The sequence below is a fragment of the Streptomyces sp. 4F14 genome (assembly GCF_048159485.1).
Lineage (GTDB): Bacteria > Actinomycetota > Actinomycetes > Streptomycetales > Streptomycetaceae > Streptomyces.
Genome location: NZ_JBLRVY010000003.1, coordinates 473,452 through 489,457 on the forward strand (window position 1 = coordinate 473,452; position 16,006 = coordinate 489,457).

Annotated in this window: 16 protein-coding genes; 7 read left to right on the forward strand and 9 right to left on the reverse strand. The window is 71.2% G+C overall.

Annotated features, from left to right (window positions below):
* The first annotated feature begins 49 nt into the window (after positions 1-49).
* The 4 genes from ACLZOT_RS06830 to ACLZOT_RS06845 all read left to right on the forward strand — a co-directional run bounded on the left by ACLZOT_RS06830 (position 50) and on the right by ACLZOT_RS06845 (position 4,751).
* Positions 50-754, forward strand: coding sequence for a Crp/Fnr family transcriptional regulator (locus ACLZOT_RS06830; RefSeq protein WP_416967823.1), 705 nt, complete (start codon positions 50-52; stop codon positions 752-754).
* A gap of 108 nt (positions 755-862) precedes the next feature.
* Positions 863-1,795, forward strand: coding sequence for a hypothetical protein (locus ACLZOT_RS06835; RefSeq protein ID WP_416967824.1), 933 nt, complete (start codon positions 863-865; stop codon positions 1,793-1,795).
* A complete protein-coding gene (locus ACLZOT_RS06840; protein WP_416967825.1) occupies positions 1,792-3,867 on the forward strand; it encodes a hypothetical protein in 2,076 nt (691 codons plus the stop codon). The genes ACLZOT_RS06835 and ACLZOT_RS06840 overlap by 4 nt, the downstream gene beginning before the upstream one ends.
* Positions 3,864-4,751 carry a hypothetical protein gene (locus ACLZOT_RS06845; RefSeq protein WP_416967826.1) on the forward strand — a complete coding sequence of 296 codons (888 nt, stop codon included), beginning with the start codon at positions 3,864-3,866 and terminating at the stop codon, positions 4,749-4,751. The genes ACLZOT_RS06840 and ACLZOT_RS06845 overlap by 4 nt, the downstream gene beginning before the upstream one ends.
* 15 nt (positions 4,752-4,766) lie before the next feature.
* Here ACLZOT_RS06845 and ACLZOT_RS06850 read toward each other — a convergent pair whose 3' ends face one another.
* Positions 4,767-6,149 (reverse strand): hypothetical protein, encoded by a 1,383-nt coding sequence (locus tag ACLZOT_RS06850; RefSeq protein WP_416967827.1) that lies wholly within the window; start codon positions 6,147-6,149, stop codon positions 4,767-4,769.
* A 149-nt stretch (positions 6,150-6,298) separates the two neighbouring features.
* Here ACLZOT_RS06850 and ACLZOT_RS06855 point away from each other — a divergent pair, with 149 nt between their 5' ends.
* Positions 6,299-6,667: a VOC family protein gene (locus ACLZOT_RS06855; RefSeq protein ID WP_416967828.1), complete on the forward strand. Its 369-nt coding sequence runs from the start codon at positions 6,299-6,301 to the stop codon at positions 6,665-6,667.
* Between the two features lie 9 nt (positions 6,668-6,676).
* Here ACLZOT_RS06855 and ACLZOT_RS06860 read toward each other — a convergent pair whose 3' ends face one another.
* The 3 genes from ACLZOT_RS06860 to ACLZOT_RS06870 all read right to left on the reverse strand — a co-directional run bounded on the left by ACLZOT_RS06860 (position 6,677) and on the right by ACLZOT_RS06870 (position 9,101).
* Positions 6,677-7,255, reverse strand: a complete 579-nt coding sequence (locus tag ACLZOT_RS06860; RefSeq protein ID WP_416967829.1) for a TetR/AcrR family transcriptional regulator — start codon at positions 7,253-7,255, stop codon at positions 6,677-6,679.
* 86 nt (positions 7,256-7,341) lie between these two features.
* Entirely contained in the window at positions 7,342-8,661 is a 1,320-nt protein-coding gene (locus ACLZOT_RS06865) for a jacalin-like lectin (RefSeq protein ID WP_416967830.1), read from the reverse strand.
* 191 nt (positions 8,662-8,852) lie between these two features.
* Entirely contained in the window at positions 8,853-9,101 is a 249-nt protein-coding gene (locus ACLZOT_RS06870) for a hypothetical protein (protein ID WP_416967831.1), read from the reverse strand.
* An 84-nt stretch (positions 9,102-9,185) separates the two neighbouring features.
* On the opposite strand from ACLZOT_RS06870, the gene ACLZOT_RS06875 reads away from it, so the two are divergent.
* Positions 9,186-10,502, forward strand: coding sequence for an MFS transporter (locus ACLZOT_RS06875; RefSeq protein WP_416967832.1), 1,317 nt, complete (start codon positions 9,186-9,188; stop codon positions 10,500-10,502).
* Here the strand turns inward: ACLZOT_RS06875 and ACLZOT_RS06880 are convergent.
* Together ACLZOT_RS06880 and ACLZOT_RS06885 are read right to left on the reverse strand one after the other, a co-directional pair.
* Positions 10,423-11,808 (reverse strand): DHA2 family efflux MFS transporter permease subunit, encoded by a 1,386-nt coding sequence (locus tag ACLZOT_RS06880; RefSeq protein ID WP_416967833.1) that lies wholly within the window; start codon positions 11,806-11,808, stop codon positions 10,423-10,425. The two genes, ACLZOT_RS06875 and ACLZOT_RS06880, sit on opposite strands and share 80 nt — an antisense overlap.
* 13 nt (positions 11,809-11,821) lie before the next feature.
* On the reverse strand, positions 11,822-12,421 hold the full coding sequence (locus ACLZOT_RS06885; RefSeq protein WP_416967834.1) for an NADPH-dependent FMN reductase: 600 nt from the start codon (positions 12,419-12,421) through the stop codon (positions 11,822-11,824).
* A gap of 145 nt (positions 12,422-12,566) precedes the next feature.
* Here ACLZOT_RS06885 and ACLZOT_RS06890 point away from each other — a divergent pair, with 145 nt between their 5' ends.
* The gene (locus tag ACLZOT_RS06890; protein ID WP_416967835.1) at positions 12,567-13,253 is read left to right on the forward strand and encodes a TetR/AcrR family transcriptional regulator C-terminal domain-containing protein; all 687 of its coding nucleotides are present in this window, start codon (positions 12,567-12,569) and stop codon (positions 13,251-13,253) included.
* Positions 13,254-13,304: 51 nt separating this feature from the next.
* On the opposite strand, the gene ACLZOT_RS06895 is transcribed toward ACLZOT_RS06890, so the two are convergent.
* From ACLZOT_RS06895 to ACLZOT_RS06905, 3 genes are read right to left on the reverse strand one after another with little or no spacing between them, the layout of a single operon-like run.
* The gene (locus ACLZOT_RS06895) at positions 13,305-14,087 is read right to left on the reverse strand and encodes an ABC transporter permease (protein ID WP_416967863.1); all 783 of its coding nucleotides are present in this window, start codon (positions 14,085-14,087) and stop codon (positions 13,305-13,307) included.
* Between the two features lie 35 nt (positions 14,088-14,122).
* Positions 14,123-14,923 (reverse strand): ABC transporter permease, encoded by an 801-nt coding sequence (locus ACLZOT_RS06900; protein WP_416967836.1) that lies wholly within the window; start codon positions 14,921-14,923, stop codon positions 14,123-14,125.
* Positions 14,920-15,918 carry an ABC transporter ATP-binding protein gene (locus ACLZOT_RS06905; RefSeq protein ID WP_416967837.1) on the reverse strand — a complete coding sequence of 333 codons (999 nt, stop codon included), beginning with the start codon at positions 15,916-15,918 and terminating at the stop codon, positions 14,920-14,922. Before ACLZOT_RS06905 ends, ACLZOT_RS06900 begins: the two co-directional genes overlap by 4 nt.
* Positions 15,919-16,006 lie beyond the last annotated feature (88 nt).

Below are 16,006 nucleotides of genomic sequence, written 5' to 3' on the forward strand. Positions count from 1 at the left end.
TTGACCGACTCCGCTGCGGCACCGGCGGATTGAACCTAAGGTCGGTGCCATGAGCGACCACTGGGAGGGGCGGACCCTGCGGCACATCGTGGGGGAGGGGGTGTGGGCGGCGCTCCTGGAGGACGCGCACGAACGCCTCCACCCCGCCCGCGACGCCCTGCTGCGGCAGGGGGAGGAAGGCTCGCACGTACTCGTGCTGCTCGACGGGCTGACCAAGGTCGTCAGGATCGAACGCGACGGCGCGAAGGACCTGTTGGCGTTCCGTGGGCCCGGGGAACTGCTGGGCGAGATGGCCGTGCGGGGCGGGGGAGGGCGGCTCGCGAGCGTGGAGACGTTAGGACCCTGCCGGGTCGCCGTCGTCCACGCGGCACGCTTCGGCCGGTTCGTCGAGGAACACCGGCTCGCCGCGCACCTCGAACGGCACGCCATCACCCGGATCCGGGAGACCGCCGAACAGCGTCACGGCGGTGAGGCGCCGACGCGGGTGGCGGGGGCGCTCGTACGGATCGCCGACGTCTCGCGGTGGCCCGGTCCGTTCCCCGGGATGGACGTCGAACTTCCCCTGAGCGTCATGGACTTGGCGCAGTACCTGCGGATGTCCCGCAACACCGTCGGGCGGCTGATCGCGCAGGAGCCGGCCTTCCGGGCCGTGCGCGTGCGAGGGCGGGGCGGGATAGAGATCGGGGACCTGCCCGCCCTGCGCGCGTACGCCGCCCGGGAGACGCCCTCGCATCGCCCCGGCGTCTCCATGTGACTCGCGTCACTCGTTTGCTGCACTCGGGCAGCAGGTCGGGAGAGCGTTCTCCCGGATTCTCGAAGTGCCCGGCCGACAGGCCCACTTCAGGAATCCGAGGAGCAGACCATGTCCGACCTGCCCGCCCCCACCGCGTTCCCGTACAGCCGCAGCCGCGCCCTGCCGCCCTACCGGGGCATCGTCGCCGTGGACGCGAAGGACTTCACCGGCCACCCCGCCGTCGAACACGGCACCATCAGCCGCAACATCCCCCAGCTCCTCAGGATGTCCCTGGAGCGGGCCGGGCTCGACGAGCTGTGGAACGACCGGCGCTTCCCCAACTCCACCGGCGACGGGTACGTGTTCGGCTTCGACCCGACGGCCATGCCGTTCGTGATCCACCCCTGGCTCCACCAACTCCAGGACATCCTCACCGAGTTCAACGTCCACTCGCACGGCGTCGCCGGCCTCCGGCTGCGCGTCAGCCTCCACGTCGGCCCGCTGCCCGACTCCGGCGAGGAGTTCGACGGCAACGGCACGCCCCGCAACGACACCCACCGGCTGCTCGACTCCACGCCGGTGAAGGCGATCCTGGCCGCCTCCAGCGAGAGCACCACCCAGGTCGCCGCGATCGTCTCCGACCGCTGCTTCGAGGACGCGGTGGCCAGTGGCTACACCGGCCGCCACCCCGACCACTTCATCCCGGTCCCCGCCACCGTGCCCGGGAAGCGCTTCGAACAACGCGCCTGGCTGTACATCCCGGCCCCGTCCGGGAACCTCTACGACCGCCGCATCCTCGGCGACCAGGTGATGGACGACCAGGAGAAGGCCGTACCCGAGGAGCGCGCGAAGGGGCGGGGCCCCGCGACCGTCGTCAATCGCGCGGACCGGAGCAACGTCAACACCGGTACCGTGCACGGCGGTCAGCACGTCAGCAACGTCGACGGGGACCAGCACGTCAGCCACGTCGCCGGTGACCAGGTCGGCGGACACAAGGTCGGCACCGTGCACGGCAACCTCGGCGACACCGTGCAGGGCGACAAGAACACGTGGCCGCGATGAGCACCGGCACCGAGGAGACGGCCGGGCAGCCCGACGAGTACGACGACCTGGACGACCCGCCCGGCGACGCCCGCTCCGTCATCTACGCGAGGGTCGCCAACGTCAACACCGGGTCCGTGTACGGCGGTCAGCAGCTGCACAGCGGTGGCGCGACGCCGGAAGCCCGCCGGGTCGAGGCCCTGGAGGGCCCCATCTCCGCCCTGGAGATCCTGGAGGCCGAACGCGGATTCGCCGAACCCCCGTGGTTCCCGGCCGCGTTGAGCCAACTCGACCAGGGCGTCCTCTTCCTGGCCGGCGCACCCCGCACGGGCCGTCGGACGGCGGCGCTCAACCTGTTGCGCCGGCACACCGGGGGCGACCTGAACTTCAGGGCCGTGGACGGCAGTACGGACCTCGACCTGTGGCGGCCCCAGCACAAGGGCACCCGCGGCTACCTGGTCGACGGACTGGTCCCCACCCAGCCCCTCAGGCCCGCCGTCCTGGGCAACCTGCGCAACCGCCTGCACGACGAGCGGGCCCGCATGGTCGTCATCCTCCCCGACGACCCCGAACTCCTGCGCCGCGTCGAACGCGACCTCCACCTGACCCCCGTCCGCTGCGAACCGCCCGCGCCCCGGGCCGTCTTCGACGCCCGCATCGAGGAAGAGATCCCGGACGCCCGCCAACGGGCGGCGTTCCTGGACGCCTTGGAACCCGGCCTCCTCGACGAGCTGCTCGCGCCCGAACTGGTCCCCGCCGAAGTCGCCGAACTCGTCTCCCTGCTGACCGACACGGACCGGGAGGACGACGACGTCCGCAGCCGTCTCAGCTTCCTCGCCGAGGACGAGACCCCCGAACTGATCGACCAGGTGCGCGACGACCCCGACGGCCTCGCCTTCCTCCTGGCCGCCTGCGTCTTCGAGGGCCTCGACCACCGCATCGTCAGGGAGGAGGCGGACCGGCTCCTGGAAGTGGCCGACGGACAGCTCGCCGCACTCCTCCCACCGGCCGAAGGCTCCACCGAAGTCCCCCGCGACAACCCGCGGTTCGTCTTCCGCCGTCCCCTGGGCGACCTGCTGCGCACCGTCCGGGCCCAGTGCGCGCCGAAGGAGATCCACGCGGCGAGCGGCTTCACCTACGCCGTGGAGCCGGTGCGCTTCACCCGGCACCGGAAGGCCGAGACCGTGCTGCGGCACGTGTGGCGGGAGTACGGGCAGCTGTCCACCGTCCTCACCGCCTGGCTGGAAGGCATCAAAGAGGCCGAACTCGCCGACCCCGCCGGGCGCGTGATGGGTCTCGCGGCGGGCTGGGGCGGCGGTCGGCGAGCCCTGCGGCACATCGCGACCCTCGCCGCCTCCGACCGTGCCACCAGCAGGCGGATCGCCGCCCACGCGCTGGGGATGGCCGCCGACGACCCTGTCCTCGCGACCGAGGTCAAGTACCGCCTCGACAGCTGGAGCGTGTCCGGCGGTTGGGAGCGGCGCACCACCGTCGCGCACGCCTGCGGCACTCTCTTCGGGCAGGCCCGGCCGGACCTCGCGATGACCCTGCTGCGACGGCTGCCCCGGCCGCCGAGGGACGGCGAGGGAGAGGACCGGGTGAACAGTGCGGTCCGCTCGTCCCTGATCGAACTCTTCACGGAGGACACCCGTCCGGCGGTCTTCCGGTGCGTCCTCGACTGGGCCTCGTCCGGAATCTCCTGGGAGGAGGAGTTCGCGTTCGGTGTCCTGCCCTCCCTCCTGCGGCGAGCCGACTGGTTCCAGGAGGAAATCCTGGACGAAGAAGGGGAGTTCGCCGCACCTGTCGAGGACCTCGTGCGGGGCGCCCTCGACCGGGACAGCTCGTTCGACCCGACCTCGCGTGCCCTGCTGGGCTGGTGCCGCGAAGGAACCTGGGACGAGCGCCGAGCCCGGGCCGTGACCGTCCTGTTCGGCCGCCTCGCCCACGACATGCGCCACGGCACCCTGCGCCTCTTCGTCGAGGTCGACCGCTTCCCCGCCCCCGACCTGCCCGGCCGGGACATCGCACGCCGCGCCCTCGCCTCCTGGCGCCGGGGCGCCGGTCCGACACCCCCGGAAGGAACCCCGCGATGACCGACACCCCCGTCTACACCGTCGCCCCCCGCTCCCCCCGGCGCGAACTCCTCGCCCAGCGCTGGTCCGGACGCCGGGACCGGGCCCTCGTCCTCAGGACGCCCGACGACAGGTACCGCGTCCTGGGAGCCCCACGGAAGCAACTGACCCCGGTCGACGACCTCGCCCGCCTCGCCGAGGACCCGGTGCCGTCCCTGCTCGCCCGCTACGACACCGCCTTCCACGTCCGCCTCGACGAACAACTCGCCACCCGGCGCGTCACCTTGCCCACGATGTACGGCGCCGAGTCGGTGGACGCCAGAGTCCTGTGGTGGGTCCACGACCCGGCACGCGCCGTGCGCTCCGGCACGAAGGAGGGCTGGAGCGCCGTACGGGCCGACCTGGACCGGCGCCTGCGCGCGCTGACGGGCTCCGGCGAGTCCGAGGTGAGCGCCGGCGGGCTGATGCATCAACTGGCCGCCATTCCCTACCGGTTGGACGACATCGGGCTGACGTACCGGCTCGTCGACGTGCACGGCGTCGAGGCCGCCGGAGAACTGCACCTGGCGCCGCCCGGCCAGATCCCCTCCCAGACCTGGTCCGGTCTGCCGCGCGAGGAGTACGACTTCTGCCTCCGCGTACTGCGCGACGGACCGGCTTCCCTGGCGGCGCTCTGGCTGGCCCGTCGGCCGGACGAGGTCGGCCGGGTGCTGGAGTGGTCGGTGAGCAACCAGAAACTCCTGCGGCCGGAGGGGAGTTGGCAGGAGGAGCTGGCCGGACTCCTCGGCACACTCACCCAGCAGGAGCGGCAGGAACTCTCCGAACTGCTGCGGGACCGGCTGCTGGCGGTGGGCCGCCCGGCGCCCGGCCGCGTCAACGGCGAGGCCCGGCAGCCCTCCTGGTGACCGGGCTCCAGCGGGTCAGGGCTTGAGCCGAGCCACCCGAACCCACCCCGTCGCAGGCGAAACCCCGTTCAGCCCCGTCGCATACGACGGCGTCACCGGCGTGTACGCCCACGTCAGCGTCCCGTCCCTCAGTACCGCGATGTCCCCGGTGATGCGAACCGGGACGACCTTGTCGGCGGACTGGGGTTTGCCGGTCCAGTCGATGAGGCGGAAGTGGGTGCCCGTGAAGGTTCCGGTGCAGGTGCCGGAGGCGCAGCGGGGCTGGGAGAGGGACTCCCAGGAGACGAGGAGGCGGTCCTTGCCGTAGGGGGCGATGTGGACGTTCGTGTGTTCCGTGCCGGGGGCCGAGGTGAGGTAAGTCGCCTTCCCCGGGCCGGAGTTGCGGTTCGCCAGGAAGGCGATGGCCACTTGGTGCGTGGTCGTCTTCGGGGTGACCGACCAGCCTCGGCCGCTGGAGTCCGCGGGGTTCTTCTTGGCGGTGGCGGCGCCTCGGGAGGCAAAGGCCGTTGCGTAGCGGCCGGTTGAGGAGCGGACCAGGTCACCCGTGCGGCCCGGGAACGTGCCGCCGCAGTAGCCCGCCCAGCACTGCTCGCGCTGGACGACCGGCGCGACGTCGGGGGCGCCGATGCCGGTGGAGACGAAGAGGCCCGAGCGCCAGTCGTCGAAGCAGAGGGAGGTGAAGTCGCCGGTGGTCTCGGCGTGCAGGGCGATGCCCTCGTTGTGGCTGCATCCCCAGCCCCAACCCCCGGTCAGTTTCGCGCCCTTGGGGCTGACGTACGTCAACTTGTCGCCGAAGTGGCCGTCCGCGAAGCCGCCCGCGCCGTGGACGACGAAGTAGGCGCCGTACTTCGTGCCGTTCCAGGTGAGTTGGCCGTCGAGGGTGGGGGAGGTGTCGTTGCTCGCGGTGCCGGTGAGCTTCGTCGACCAGGTCTGGCGGCCGCCGGTGAAACGGACGATCGCCGCCGCCGTCTCCTTCCACTTGTTGGTGTCGGCGACGCGGGTCAGCAGCGCGAACCCGTCGTTGTGCGCGACCAGTCCGCCGACCTCCTTCGCCCCCTTGACGACCGAGTCCGCGCCCGCCCGCAGCCCCGCCGCCGTGAGCGGCGTGACATGGACGCCGTCCGCCGCCGGCCAGGCCACCCGCAGCGTGCCGTCGGGGGCGACCGCCGTCGAGGTCCTCGTCCACTCCCGCGTGTTGTTGTAACCGGCCGACAGATACGGGAACTTGGCGGGGAGCTGGACCAGCGTGCTGGTCGGCGTGAGGCTCGGCGCGGGGGCCGCCCCGGCGGTCGCGTACCAGGCGCCCGCGAGGACCCCGAGCGCCGCGAGCCCTCCGACGAGAGGCTTGCGGGCCGCGCGGACCCGGCGGTGACGTGTGGTGCGTGGTGCGGTTGTCATGTGCTGTGGTCGCCGCGGGCGGGGGAAAGGTTGCCGCGCCCCCACCGCCCCGATCCCCGCCACGCCCCCCGCGCCCCGCGCCTCCGCCTCGATCCCCTGTACAGAAAACGAGTTCGCCTCAACCACCCCCGTGCACAAGGATCACCGTCATGACGTCACTGATCCGGCACACCACGATCGACTGCCACGCCCCCTACGCCCTCGCGACCTTCTGGTCCCAGGTCCTCGGCCAGCCCCTCAACGAGGACGACGAACCCAGCGACCCCGAGGTCCTCCTCGAAGGCGCCGCCCTCCTCTTCATCGCCGTCCCCGAGGGCAAGTCCGCCAAGAACCGCGTCCACTTCGACATCCAGCCCCAGGACCGGACCCGCGACGAGGAGGTGGAACGCCTGCTCGGCCTCGGCGCGAAGCTGGCGGAGGACCACCGCAAGCCGGACGGCACGGGATGGGCGACCCTCCAGGACCCCGAGGGCAACGAGTTCTGCGTCGAACGGAGCGCCGCCGAACGCGCGGGGTAACCATCCCCCTCAACCACCCTGCCCCCGAGGCCAGTTCACCAGCGCCGCATGCAGCGCGTCCACCGCCCGGTCCCACGACTCCCGAACGTCCCGCGACGCCCCGAACCCCCCGGCCGCCTCCAGCACGCAGTACCCGTGGAAGGTGCTGCGCAACAGCCGGACGGCGTCCGTGAGATCGGGCTCGTCGAGACCGTACGCGCGCAGCATCCCGTACGTGATGTCGGCGGTCCGGCGCAGCGCGGGCGCCTCGGCGACGAGGGACTGGTCGATCCGGATCTGCGTGGCCGCGTACCGGCCGGGATGCCGCTGGGCGTACGCGCGATAGGCACCCGCGAACGCGACCAGCGCGTCCTTGCCGGCCCGCCCCGCGACGGCCGCCGAGATGAGGTCGATCAGCTCGGCGCCGGCCAGGAACGCGAGGCGGGTGCGCAGCTCCTGGAGGTTCTTGACGTGCGAGTACAGGCTCGCGTCCTTGACGCCGAACCGCCGGGCCAGCGCGGACAGGGTGACGTTCTCGAACCCCACCTCGTCGGCGAGCTCGGCGGCGGCCTCGACGAGCCGGTCCACCGTGATTCCCGCACGCGCCATGAGGTGCCTCCGTCCGTGTCCTAGGCAGGATCCTAGGACACTTAGGCAGCCATCACCGCGTAACCGATCACCGCGTACGGCCTCACTCAGCCGATCGGCGCGTACAGAACCCCCAGCTTGTCGACCTCGGTGCCCGAGCGCCCCGTGAACCCGACGATCTGCCAGCCGGCCGGCGCCGTGAAGGTCCTGGCCTCCGAGGTCGCCGTACCGGCGGACAGCGAACGCCCCTTGTCGGTGCCGAACGACGCCGAGAAGATCCGTGTACGACCGTCCTTCTGGCCCTGCGTCAGCTTGACGGAGGTGAGGTGCTCGCCGCTCGCGAGCGTGAGGGACGTCGCCGTGCCGCCGGTGCCGCCGTGCGTGAGGGCGGTGCCGTCCGCGAGGCCCAGGGAGACCGAGTCGAGGCGGGAGGCGCCGCGCAGGGTGAGGGTGCGCGGGGCGGGCGACGAGGGCAGGTCGTCCGCGTCGTTGAAGGCCGTGCCGTGCGGACCGCCGAAGAAGTCACTCGCCCGCAAGGAGGAGTTGAGGGTGTAGGAGAAGTCGACCGTGTGCGGGAAGTGGTCGGAGAGGTTGCCGCCCGCCGAGTCCAGGAACTTCGCCCAGTCGTTGTTGTACCGGGTCGCCGAGAGGTCGACCAGGTCGCTGCCCCGGTACAGGACCTTGTCGACGACCTCGCAGGTGTTCGGCGGCGCGCTCGTCGGGCACACCAGCGCCTCCGCGCCCTGCGTGGGCGGCGTACCGCCCTTGACGTGCTGCACCCACGCGTCGGTGAGGCCGTTCACCGAGGTCAGCGTGCGGATGTTGTCGCCGCTGCGGGTGTAGCGCGTGTTCGTGTCGCCCATCACGATCACCGCGTTGCCCGCCGAGTTCGCGGTGATGAAGTCGGAGAGCTGCGTGATGTTGGCCCGCCGCGCGGCGAGCGCGTCCGCGGAGTCGTCCGCGTTGGTGTGGACGTTGTACAGGTCGACGAAGACGCCCTCCGCGAGCCGCACCCGAGCCAGCGAAAAGCCCTTCGGGGTCAGGCAGTTGGTGCCGGTGCACTGGTTCCACCGCACCCGCTCGAAGTCCTCGAAGGGCAGATCGGAGAGCGTGTTGAGGCCGTCCCCGAACGGTACGCCGCCACTGGTCGGCGTGCGGTACGCGTGGTCGTCGTTCGCGTACAGCGCCGCGTGGTAGTTGAAGTCCTCCTGCACGTTCACGATGTCGTACGCGCCCAACCGGGGCGAGATCAACGGCGTGTTGGTGGCCGGCTTGCTCGAACTCAGGGGCTCGGGCAGGCCCGCGACGTTGTACGTCAGGACGTTGAACGTCCCCGAGGGCGCGGCCTGCGCGGGTGCCGCCGAGGCCACGGTCAGCCCGGCGAAGCCGAGCGCGGTCGCGGCGAGGGTGCCGATGATGCGTCTCATGGTGGGGGAGTCTCCGGTCGACGAAAAGAGAGGGGAAAGGGAAGGGCAGTGAAGCGTAAAGAGACGTGAGCAATGCTCAGGTTGGGGGCGACCGGTGTGACGCACAAGGGTGGCGGATGAAACGCCGGGAAACTGTGAGCAAGCGGTTACTGCAACTCGCCGCGTTTCCCCTCTTTACGACGCTTACGCCGCTAGCGGCGCGGCTGCCAGGGTGCCGTCAACTCCCCTACGGCTCCCTGGACATGACCGCTCCCGCCGTTGCACCACCACACCGCACGCCCCGCTGCTTCCCTCGCGTGCATCCCGAGCCGGTGTTCGTCGCACGGCGGCATCACCCACAGCCGGAGCAGGGTGTCGAGGTCGCGGTTGACGAGAGCGAGCGCCGCGTCCCACGTGGGGTGTTCGTCGGGCTGGGCCGGGCGGCCGGAAGAGAGGTCCATGCAGGTCATCGTGCCCGTATGTCCTCCCGCCTCCGCAAGCCGAAATACCCACCCCGGCGCGGGCAACGCCGTAGGGTCGGTGCGATGGACGACACGCGCACCGGCCAACCCCTCTGGAAACAACGCGACTTCAGCGTCTTCTGGCTCGCTCAGACGCTGTCCGTCCTCGGTGACTCCTTCGCGTTGATCGCCCTCCCCCTCCTCGTCCTCGAAGCGACCGGTTCGGTGGCGCGCATGGGGCTGCTGACGGCGCTGGGCGGTGCCGCCCTGGTGCTGTCGGCGGTGTTCGCGGGGGCCGTCGTCGACCGGGTCGACCGCCGGAAGCTGCTGATCGGCTGCGATCTGGTCCGGATGGCGCTGTACGGGCTGATCCCGCTGGTCTGGCTGGCGGGCCCCCAAGTCTGGTTGCTGTACGTCGTGTTGCCGGTCTGCGAGGCTGTCGGGATGCTCTTCGCGGTCGGGTACGTGACCGTCGTACGGGGACTTGTCGGGACCGAGCGGCTCACGGAGGCCAACGGCCGGCTCAACGCGACGGCCGCCGCGGCCGGGGTGCTGGGGCCGCTGGGCGCGGGAGCGGTGGCCGCCTGGACGGGGCCGGCGGCGGCCGTCGGCGTGGACGCGGCCAGCTTCGGGGTCTCGGCCGCGTGCCTGATCGCCGTACGGATCAGGAAGCTGCCCCGCGAAGGTGGTCGACATCCCGGTGTCTGGCGGGACTTGAAGGTCGGCGTGGCCTTTCTGTACGGGCATCCCGTGCTGCGGTCGGTCACCGTCCTGCTGTTCCTGTTCAGCTTCCTCACGCTCGGGCTGATCGACCTGTTGATCTACCACGTCAAGCACGACCTGGGGCGGGACGACGGGACGGTCGGCGTCGTGATGGCGGTCGGCGCGGTCGGGACGGTGGCCGGATCCCTCCTGGTCGCCCGCTTGCGGCGCCGCCTCGGCTTCGGCCCCGTGTGGACCGCGTCGGTCGTGCTGTCCGGCCTCGCGGTCGTCGGGCTCGGCCGGGCCGACTCGGTGCCTCAAGTCGCCCTGATGGCCGCCGCGTTCCTCGCCTCGGTCGCCATCGGCGGGACCTGTTCGATGTCCCTGCGCCAGGAGGTGACCCCCGAACACCTCCTGGGCAGAGTGACATCGGCGTTCTGGACCCTCCAGTACTCCGCCGCCCCGATCGGCGCCGCCGCCCTCACCTGGGCGGCGGAACACCACGGCACGACCCCGGTAGCGGCGATAGCCGGCACCTGCTGCCTCCTGATCGCCGGGGCGGCCCTGTTCACCCCGATCCGGGGGGCGGGGCGCGAGCACGGGCGCACAACCACCGACCTCACGCCCGCCCCGGCAACCGCAACGCCGGCACCACCGCCAGCGCAGGCAGCGCCGCCGCCGCCAGGAACGCCGTCCTGAAGCCCGAGGGGCTCACCCCCACCGCCCCGAGCAGCACGGACAGGAACGCGGTCCCCACGGATGCCGCCAGCTGTTGGTTGATCGCCAGTGCCGTACTCGCCGCCCCCATCCGCGCCTTGGGCAGCTCCCGGCTCGCGACGGTCATCGTCGGCATGATCACCATCCCGACGCCGACGCCCATCAGGACGAGGGTCGAGGTGACCCGCCAGGCGGCCACTCCCTCGACGCCGACCTGAACCCCCGTACAGGCCATGCCGGTTGACGCCAGCAGTGCCCCGCACGCGATCAGCACCCGGGGGGACACCCGGTCCACACGCCGCGCGGCGATCTGCATGGTCCCCCCGATGGCGAGCCCGACGGGCACCCCCAGCAACCCGGTCCCGGTCGCATCCCAACCCCGCACCTGCTGCCAGTACATGGGCCCGAGCAACGCCGACCCGAAGTACCCGCAGGCGAACAGCGCGAGTGTCCCGATCCCGAGCGCGAACGTCCGGTCGCCCAACAGCCGTAGATCCAGCAGGGGGTGACTGGTCGTCAGGGCATGCCGTACGAAGGCCGCGACGAGTACGGCCCCGACGGCCACGAACCCCAGCACCCCCGGCGCCGAGAAGTCCCCGCGCTCACCGCCCCGGGCGAGCCCGTACAGCAGCAGGGCCAGGCCGGGCGGCAGCAACACCAGCCCCCGTACGTCGAGCCGGGGTACGTCACCGCGAGGCGCGTCGGCCCGCAGCAGCCGCGCCGCGAGCACCAGCGCCAGCGCGCCGACCGGCAGATTGACGAGGAAGATCCAGTGCCAGGACGCGGCATCGATCAGCCAGCCGCCCAACACCGGCCCCGACACAGGGCCGATGAGCACGGGCAGCCCGATCAACGCCATGGTCCGCCCGAACCGCTCCCGGTCGGCGAGGGACAGCGCCATCGCCATCCCGACCGGCATCAACAGCCCGCCCCCGAGCCCCTGGACGACCCGGAAGGCGATCAGCGACCCGGCGTCCCAGGCGAACGCCGCGAGCCCGGAACCGAGCGTGAACAGCGAGAGCGCCAGCAGATAGGCACGCTTGGCGCCCACCCGGGCCATCACCCACGCCGCCGTGGGGATCACGGCGGCCAGCGCGAGCGTGTACCCGGTCAGCGTCCACTGGATCGTCCCCAGCGAGGCCCCGAACGCGCCCGACAGACTCGGCAGCGCGACGACGACGATCGTCCCGTCGAGCACGACCATCAGCGAACCGACGAGGATCACACCGAGCGTACGGTTCAACGCGGCGGCGTCGGAGACGGGCGACGGCGATATGCCGACAGCCATGACTCTCCCCCCTTCAGCCCTGGTAGGGGTGTTCGGCCCGCGCCCCGCGCAACGCCCGCCCCCACCAGGACAGTTGCCCCAGCATCCCCTTCGCCGCCCCCTCCGCCACAGCACTGTCCCGAGGCCCCCCGTCCTCCCCGAGCCCGGACCAGTGCGCGTGCAGACTCACCGCGTCCCGCACACTCACCGCGTGCAACTCGGCGAAGACCTGCCGCAGATGCTCCACCGCGCGGATGCCGCCCGAGAGCCCCCCGTACGAGACGAACCCGACCGGCTTGGCCTGCCACTGCGGCCCGTGCCAGTCGACGAAGTTCTTCAGCGAGGCCGGGAAGCTGTGGTTGTACTCGGGCGTGACGACGACGAACGCGTCGGCGGCGGCGAGCCGGGGCCCGACCTCGCCCAGCACGGCGGCGACGGCGTCGCCCACCTCGCCGCCCCAGCCCGGCATCACCATCGGCAGCTCGACGTCCGCGAGGTCGACGACGTCCAGCTCCAGTCCCTCGTACGCGGTGGCGACCTTGAGGAACCAGTCGGTGACCGCACGCCCCTGCCGCCCCTCGCGGACACTGCCGACAATCACGGCCACACGCAACGGAGTTGTGTAAGCAGACATGGATATCCCCCTGTTCGTGCCCCGGCTCGACTGCCGAGGTCGGCTCACATCCGGTAAAGTACAACGTGCGTTGTCTGAAGCACAACGAGCGTTGCATAAAGACACAATCGGCGGTGCACACAACCGCGAAGCACGAGGAGACCGTGTGGGCACGACCAACGAAGCCCGGTGGGAGGCCGCCCTCCAGAACCACTCGCCCCGCAAGGTGCAGAAGTGGGCCGCGATGGCGGGCGCCGCCTGCACCCTCTTCGGCCGCGAGGGCTACACCCGCGCCTCCGTCGACGCGGTCGCGGCAGCCGCCGGCGTCTCGACCCGCACGCTCTACAACCATTTCCCCGGCGGCAAGGCCGAACTGTTCCGCACGGTCGTCACCTGGACGTCGGCCGAGGTGAAGGACGCCCAACTCGCCTGCCTGGCAAGCGTGTTGCCCCCCGGCAGACCCCCGCACCCCGACAACCTGGAACGCGACCTCACCGCCCTCGCGGAGGGCTTCGCCGACCTCCTGACCCGCTACGCCGACCACTTCGCCCTGGTCCGCCACATCCACGCCGAGGCCGACCACGTACCGCCCGAGGTCCTGCGCTCCTGGCAGGAGGCGGGCCCGATCCCGGTCACCGCCGCCCTCACCGAGGCGTTCCAGGCCCTCCACGACGAGAGCCTCCTCGACGCGCACGGCGACCCGGCCCTCGCGGCGGCCCACTTCGTCGCCCTGACCTCCCAGACCCTCACCCTCCGCACCCACTACGGCGTACTGCCCCTCCCCGAGGAGGACGCCCGCCGCCTGCTCGGCGGCGGAGTGGCGGCGTTCCTGCGGGCGTACCGGGCCGGATGAACCACGAGGGGCCGCCGCGAACACCGCGACGGCCCCTCAAACAACCACAGTTCAGCCGTTCACCCCGCTGTAGTGCCGCAGGCTCCACCGCCACAGCACCCGCGTCCCCAGATACGCGAGCAACCCCAGCAACGGCGAAGCGGCAGCCACCCAGTACGGCACGACCGTCCCGTGCCCGTGCCCCGTCAGCACCGCCGCCGGGAAGTACGCGACGAACGCGAGCGGCAACCCGTAAGTCAGCAGCCCTCCAACGGCCTTGGGCAGCACGTTCAGCGGATAGCTCCCGAACGTCCCGAGCAACTCCTCAAGCCAGCGCCCCCAGTAGTCGGCGGCGGGAAAGCGCAAGGACGCGCAGGCGACCAGCGTGAACAGCGCGGCCTCCAGCAGCATCCCCCCGAGCACGGCAGCGATGAGATACCCGACTCGCGCCGCGTCCCAGTCCAGTTGGCTCCGGCTCAGCGCCCCCACCATCAGCCCGACCGCGACCGTCAGGTCCCCGATCGCGTTGGTGGGGAAGTACTCCAGCTGCATCTGCCGGTACACCGGAAGCGGTCGCAGCAGATACGCGTCGATCTTCCCTTCCTGCACGAACCGCCCGATCCCGTGCACCCGCCCGAGGAACAGCACGAACAGCCCGTGCGCCAGCATCCGCATCGCCGGGATCATCAGCACGTCCCGGCTGTCCCAGCCGCCCATCCCGCTGAACCGCGTGAGCAGCACGGTCGCGAACACGATCACCGACACCTGCCAGATCGCCCCGATCGCGATCATCAGCAGGAACTCGGCCCGATACTCCAGCTGCGCACGGAAGTTGAGGCGCGTGATCCGCCACATGATCCGCGTGGCCTTCACTACGGAACCCAAGCGGATCAGCCTCCTTGCGCGACGACGCGACGAGCGGCCCGCGACCACAGGAACCGCGTGAACAGGGCCAGACCGGCCACCCACCCCGCCTGCACGGCGAGTTGGAAGCCGGCGTCGGACAGCGGGATCCGCCCGATGTACAGGGACAGCGGCACGCTCAGCGTCGCCTGGAACGGCAGACAGGAGCTGAGCGTGACGAACCAGTCGGGGAAGAACCACAGCGGCGCGTACACCCCGGACAGCAGGTTCTGCGCGAACACGAGGATCAGCAGCGCGGCCCCGTTGCGCAGCGCCCAGAAGCACCACTGGTCGATGACCAGCATGATGTAGTACAGCACCCACTGCCCGAGCACCAGACTGAGCACGAACACCCCGGCCACGGCAGCCGACTCGGGCGGATCGATCACTCCGGCCGCGAGACAGACCGCGTACCCGAACAACGCCCAGGCGAACCCGTACAGTTGCTCGCCCAGCGCCCGCAGCGCGTAGTACCGGCGCGGCGGCATCGGCCGCATCCACCAGTACACGATCGTCCCGAAATGCACATGCTGCTGGACGGTGTCCCGCCCCGAGTACTGGTCCAACTCCCTGATCCGGGAGCTGAGTACGGCCAGCACGGCGTACGTCACCGCCTGCCCCCGGTCGAGCCCGGCGGTCGTCCCGGTCTGCGCGTACAGCCCGTGCCACAGCGAGGCGACCAGCACGATCTGTACGGTGAGCCGCAGCAGCGCCCCCGTCATCCGGGGTGGCGTGTACAGCTCGCCGAGCGGCGTGACCCGCGCGGCACGCCAGGCAAAAGAGCTCATCGCCCGTCCTCCGTGTGGACGTACGCGGCGCGCATGACGTCTTCGAGGTCGGCCTCGTCGAGGGCGATGTCCGTCACCTCGTACCGTTCGATGACCGCCTTGAGGGCCTGGTGGACGGTCGGCGCGTCCGGGCCCTCGGGGCCGAACACGACCTGCGGGCCCTCCCGGCCGACGACGGCTATCCCGCGCAGCGGCGTCACCTCGGTGTGCGGGTCGGCGAGCGTAGCCCGCACCTGCCAGGTCGAGCCGAACTTGCGCCGGATGTCCTCCAGCGGCCCGTCCAGGACCAGCCGGCCGTGGTTGATCAGCACGACGCGTTCCGCGAGGCGTTCGACCTCCGTCATGTCGTGCGTCGTCAACAGGACGGTACGGCCCCGCTGTTCGACCTGGTGCCGCAGGAACTCCCGGACCTGCTCCTTCACCACGACGTCCATGCCGATCGTCGGCTCGTCGAGGAACACCACGGCCGGGTCGTGCAGCAGCGCCGCCGCCAGGTCGCAGCGCACCCGCTGGCCGAGGGAGAGGTGGCGCACGCGGGTCGACCAGAACGACGACAGGTCGAGGAGGTCGTCGAACTCCTTGAGCCGCGCCGCGTGTTCGGCCTTGGGCACCTCGTAGATGTCCCGCAGGATCATGAACGACTCGCGCACCGGCAGGTCCCACCAGAGCTGGGTGCGCTGCCCGAACACCGCGCCGATGTTGCGGGCGTTGCGCTCCCGCTCCCGGTAGGGGACGACCCCGGCGACCTTCGCCTCGCCCGAGGTCGGGGTGAGGATGCCGGTGAGCATCTTGATCGTCGTGGACTTGCCCGCGCCGTTCGGGCCCAGCAGGGCGAGGAGTTCACCCTCGGCGACGTCGAAGGAGATGTCGGACACGGCGTGCTTGACGACCCGCTCGGGGTCGACCAGCGAACGCAGCGCGCCCGCGAAGCCCGGCCGTCGGACAGTGGTGTGGAAGGTGCGGGACAGCCCGCGCACCTCGATGCTGCCGCTCACTCGATGAGCCTCCATACAACACAGGGACGGATACGAAGGGGAAAACGAGAAGGCGGGGGGTGGCACGGCCGAGGCCGGTCCGGAGGTA

Excerpts from the sequence above, each read along its gene's own strand:
- ACLZOT_RS06860 (WP_416967829.1), bottom strand. The coding sequence starts at position 7,255 with ATGGCGCGTGCGGGAATCACGGTGGACCGGCTCGTCGAGGCCGCCGCC.
- ACLZOT_RS06830 (WP_416967823.1), top strand. The coding sequence starts at position 50 with ATGAGCGACCACTGGGAGGGGCGGACCCTGCGGCACATCGTGGGGGAG.
- ACLZOT_RS06855 (WP_416967828.1), top strand. The coding sequence starts at position 6,299 with ATGACGTCACTGATCCGGCACACCACGATCGACTGCCACGCCCCCTAC.
- ACLZOT_RS06880 (WP_416967833.1), bottom strand. The coding sequence starts at position 11,808 with ATGGCTGTCGGCATATCGCCGTCGCCCGTCTCCGACGCCGCCGCGTTG.
- ACLZOT_RS06845 (WP_416967826.1), top strand. The coding sequence starts at position 3,864 with ATGACCGACACCCCCGTCTACACCGTCGCCCCCCGCTCCCCCCGGCGC.
- ACLZOT_RS06840 (WP_416967825.1), top strand. The coding sequence starts at position 1,792 with ATGAGCACCGGCACCGAGGAGACGGCCGGGCAGCCCGACGAGTACGAC.
- ACLZOT_RS06835 (WP_416967824.1), top strand. The coding sequence starts at position 863 with ATGTCCGACCTGCCCGCCCCCACCGCGTTCCCGTACAGCCGCAGCCGC.
- ACLZOT_RS06865 (WP_416967830.1), bottom strand. The coding sequence starts at position 8,661 with ATGAGACGCATCATCGGCACCCTCGCCGCGACCGCGCTCGGCTTCGCC.
- ACLZOT_RS06885 (WP_416967834.1), bottom strand. The coding sequence starts at position 12,421 with ATGTCTGCTTACACAACTCCGTTGCGTGTGGCCGTGATTGTCGGCAGT.
- ACLZOT_RS06850 (WP_416967827.1), bottom strand. The coding sequence starts at position 6,149 with ATGACAACCGCACCACGCACCACACGTCACCGCCGGGTCCGCGCGGCC.
- ACLZOT_RS06875 (WP_416967832.1), top strand. The coding sequence starts at position 9,186 with ATGGACGACACGCGCACCGGCCAACCCCTCTGGAAACAACGCGACTTC.
- ACLZOT_RS06870 (WP_416967831.1), bottom strand. The coding sequence starts at position 9,101 with ATGGACCTCTCTTCCGGCCGCCCGGCCCAGCCCGACGAACACCCCACG.
- ACLZOT_RS06900 (WP_416967836.1), bottom strand. The coding sequence starts at position 14,923 with ATGAGCTCTTTTGCCTGGCGTGCCGCGCGGGTCACGCCGCTCGGCGAG.
- ACLZOT_RS06895 (WP_416967863.1), bottom strand. The coding sequence starts at position 14,087 with ATGTGGCGGATCACGCGCCTCAACTTCCGTGCGCAGCTGGAGTATCGG.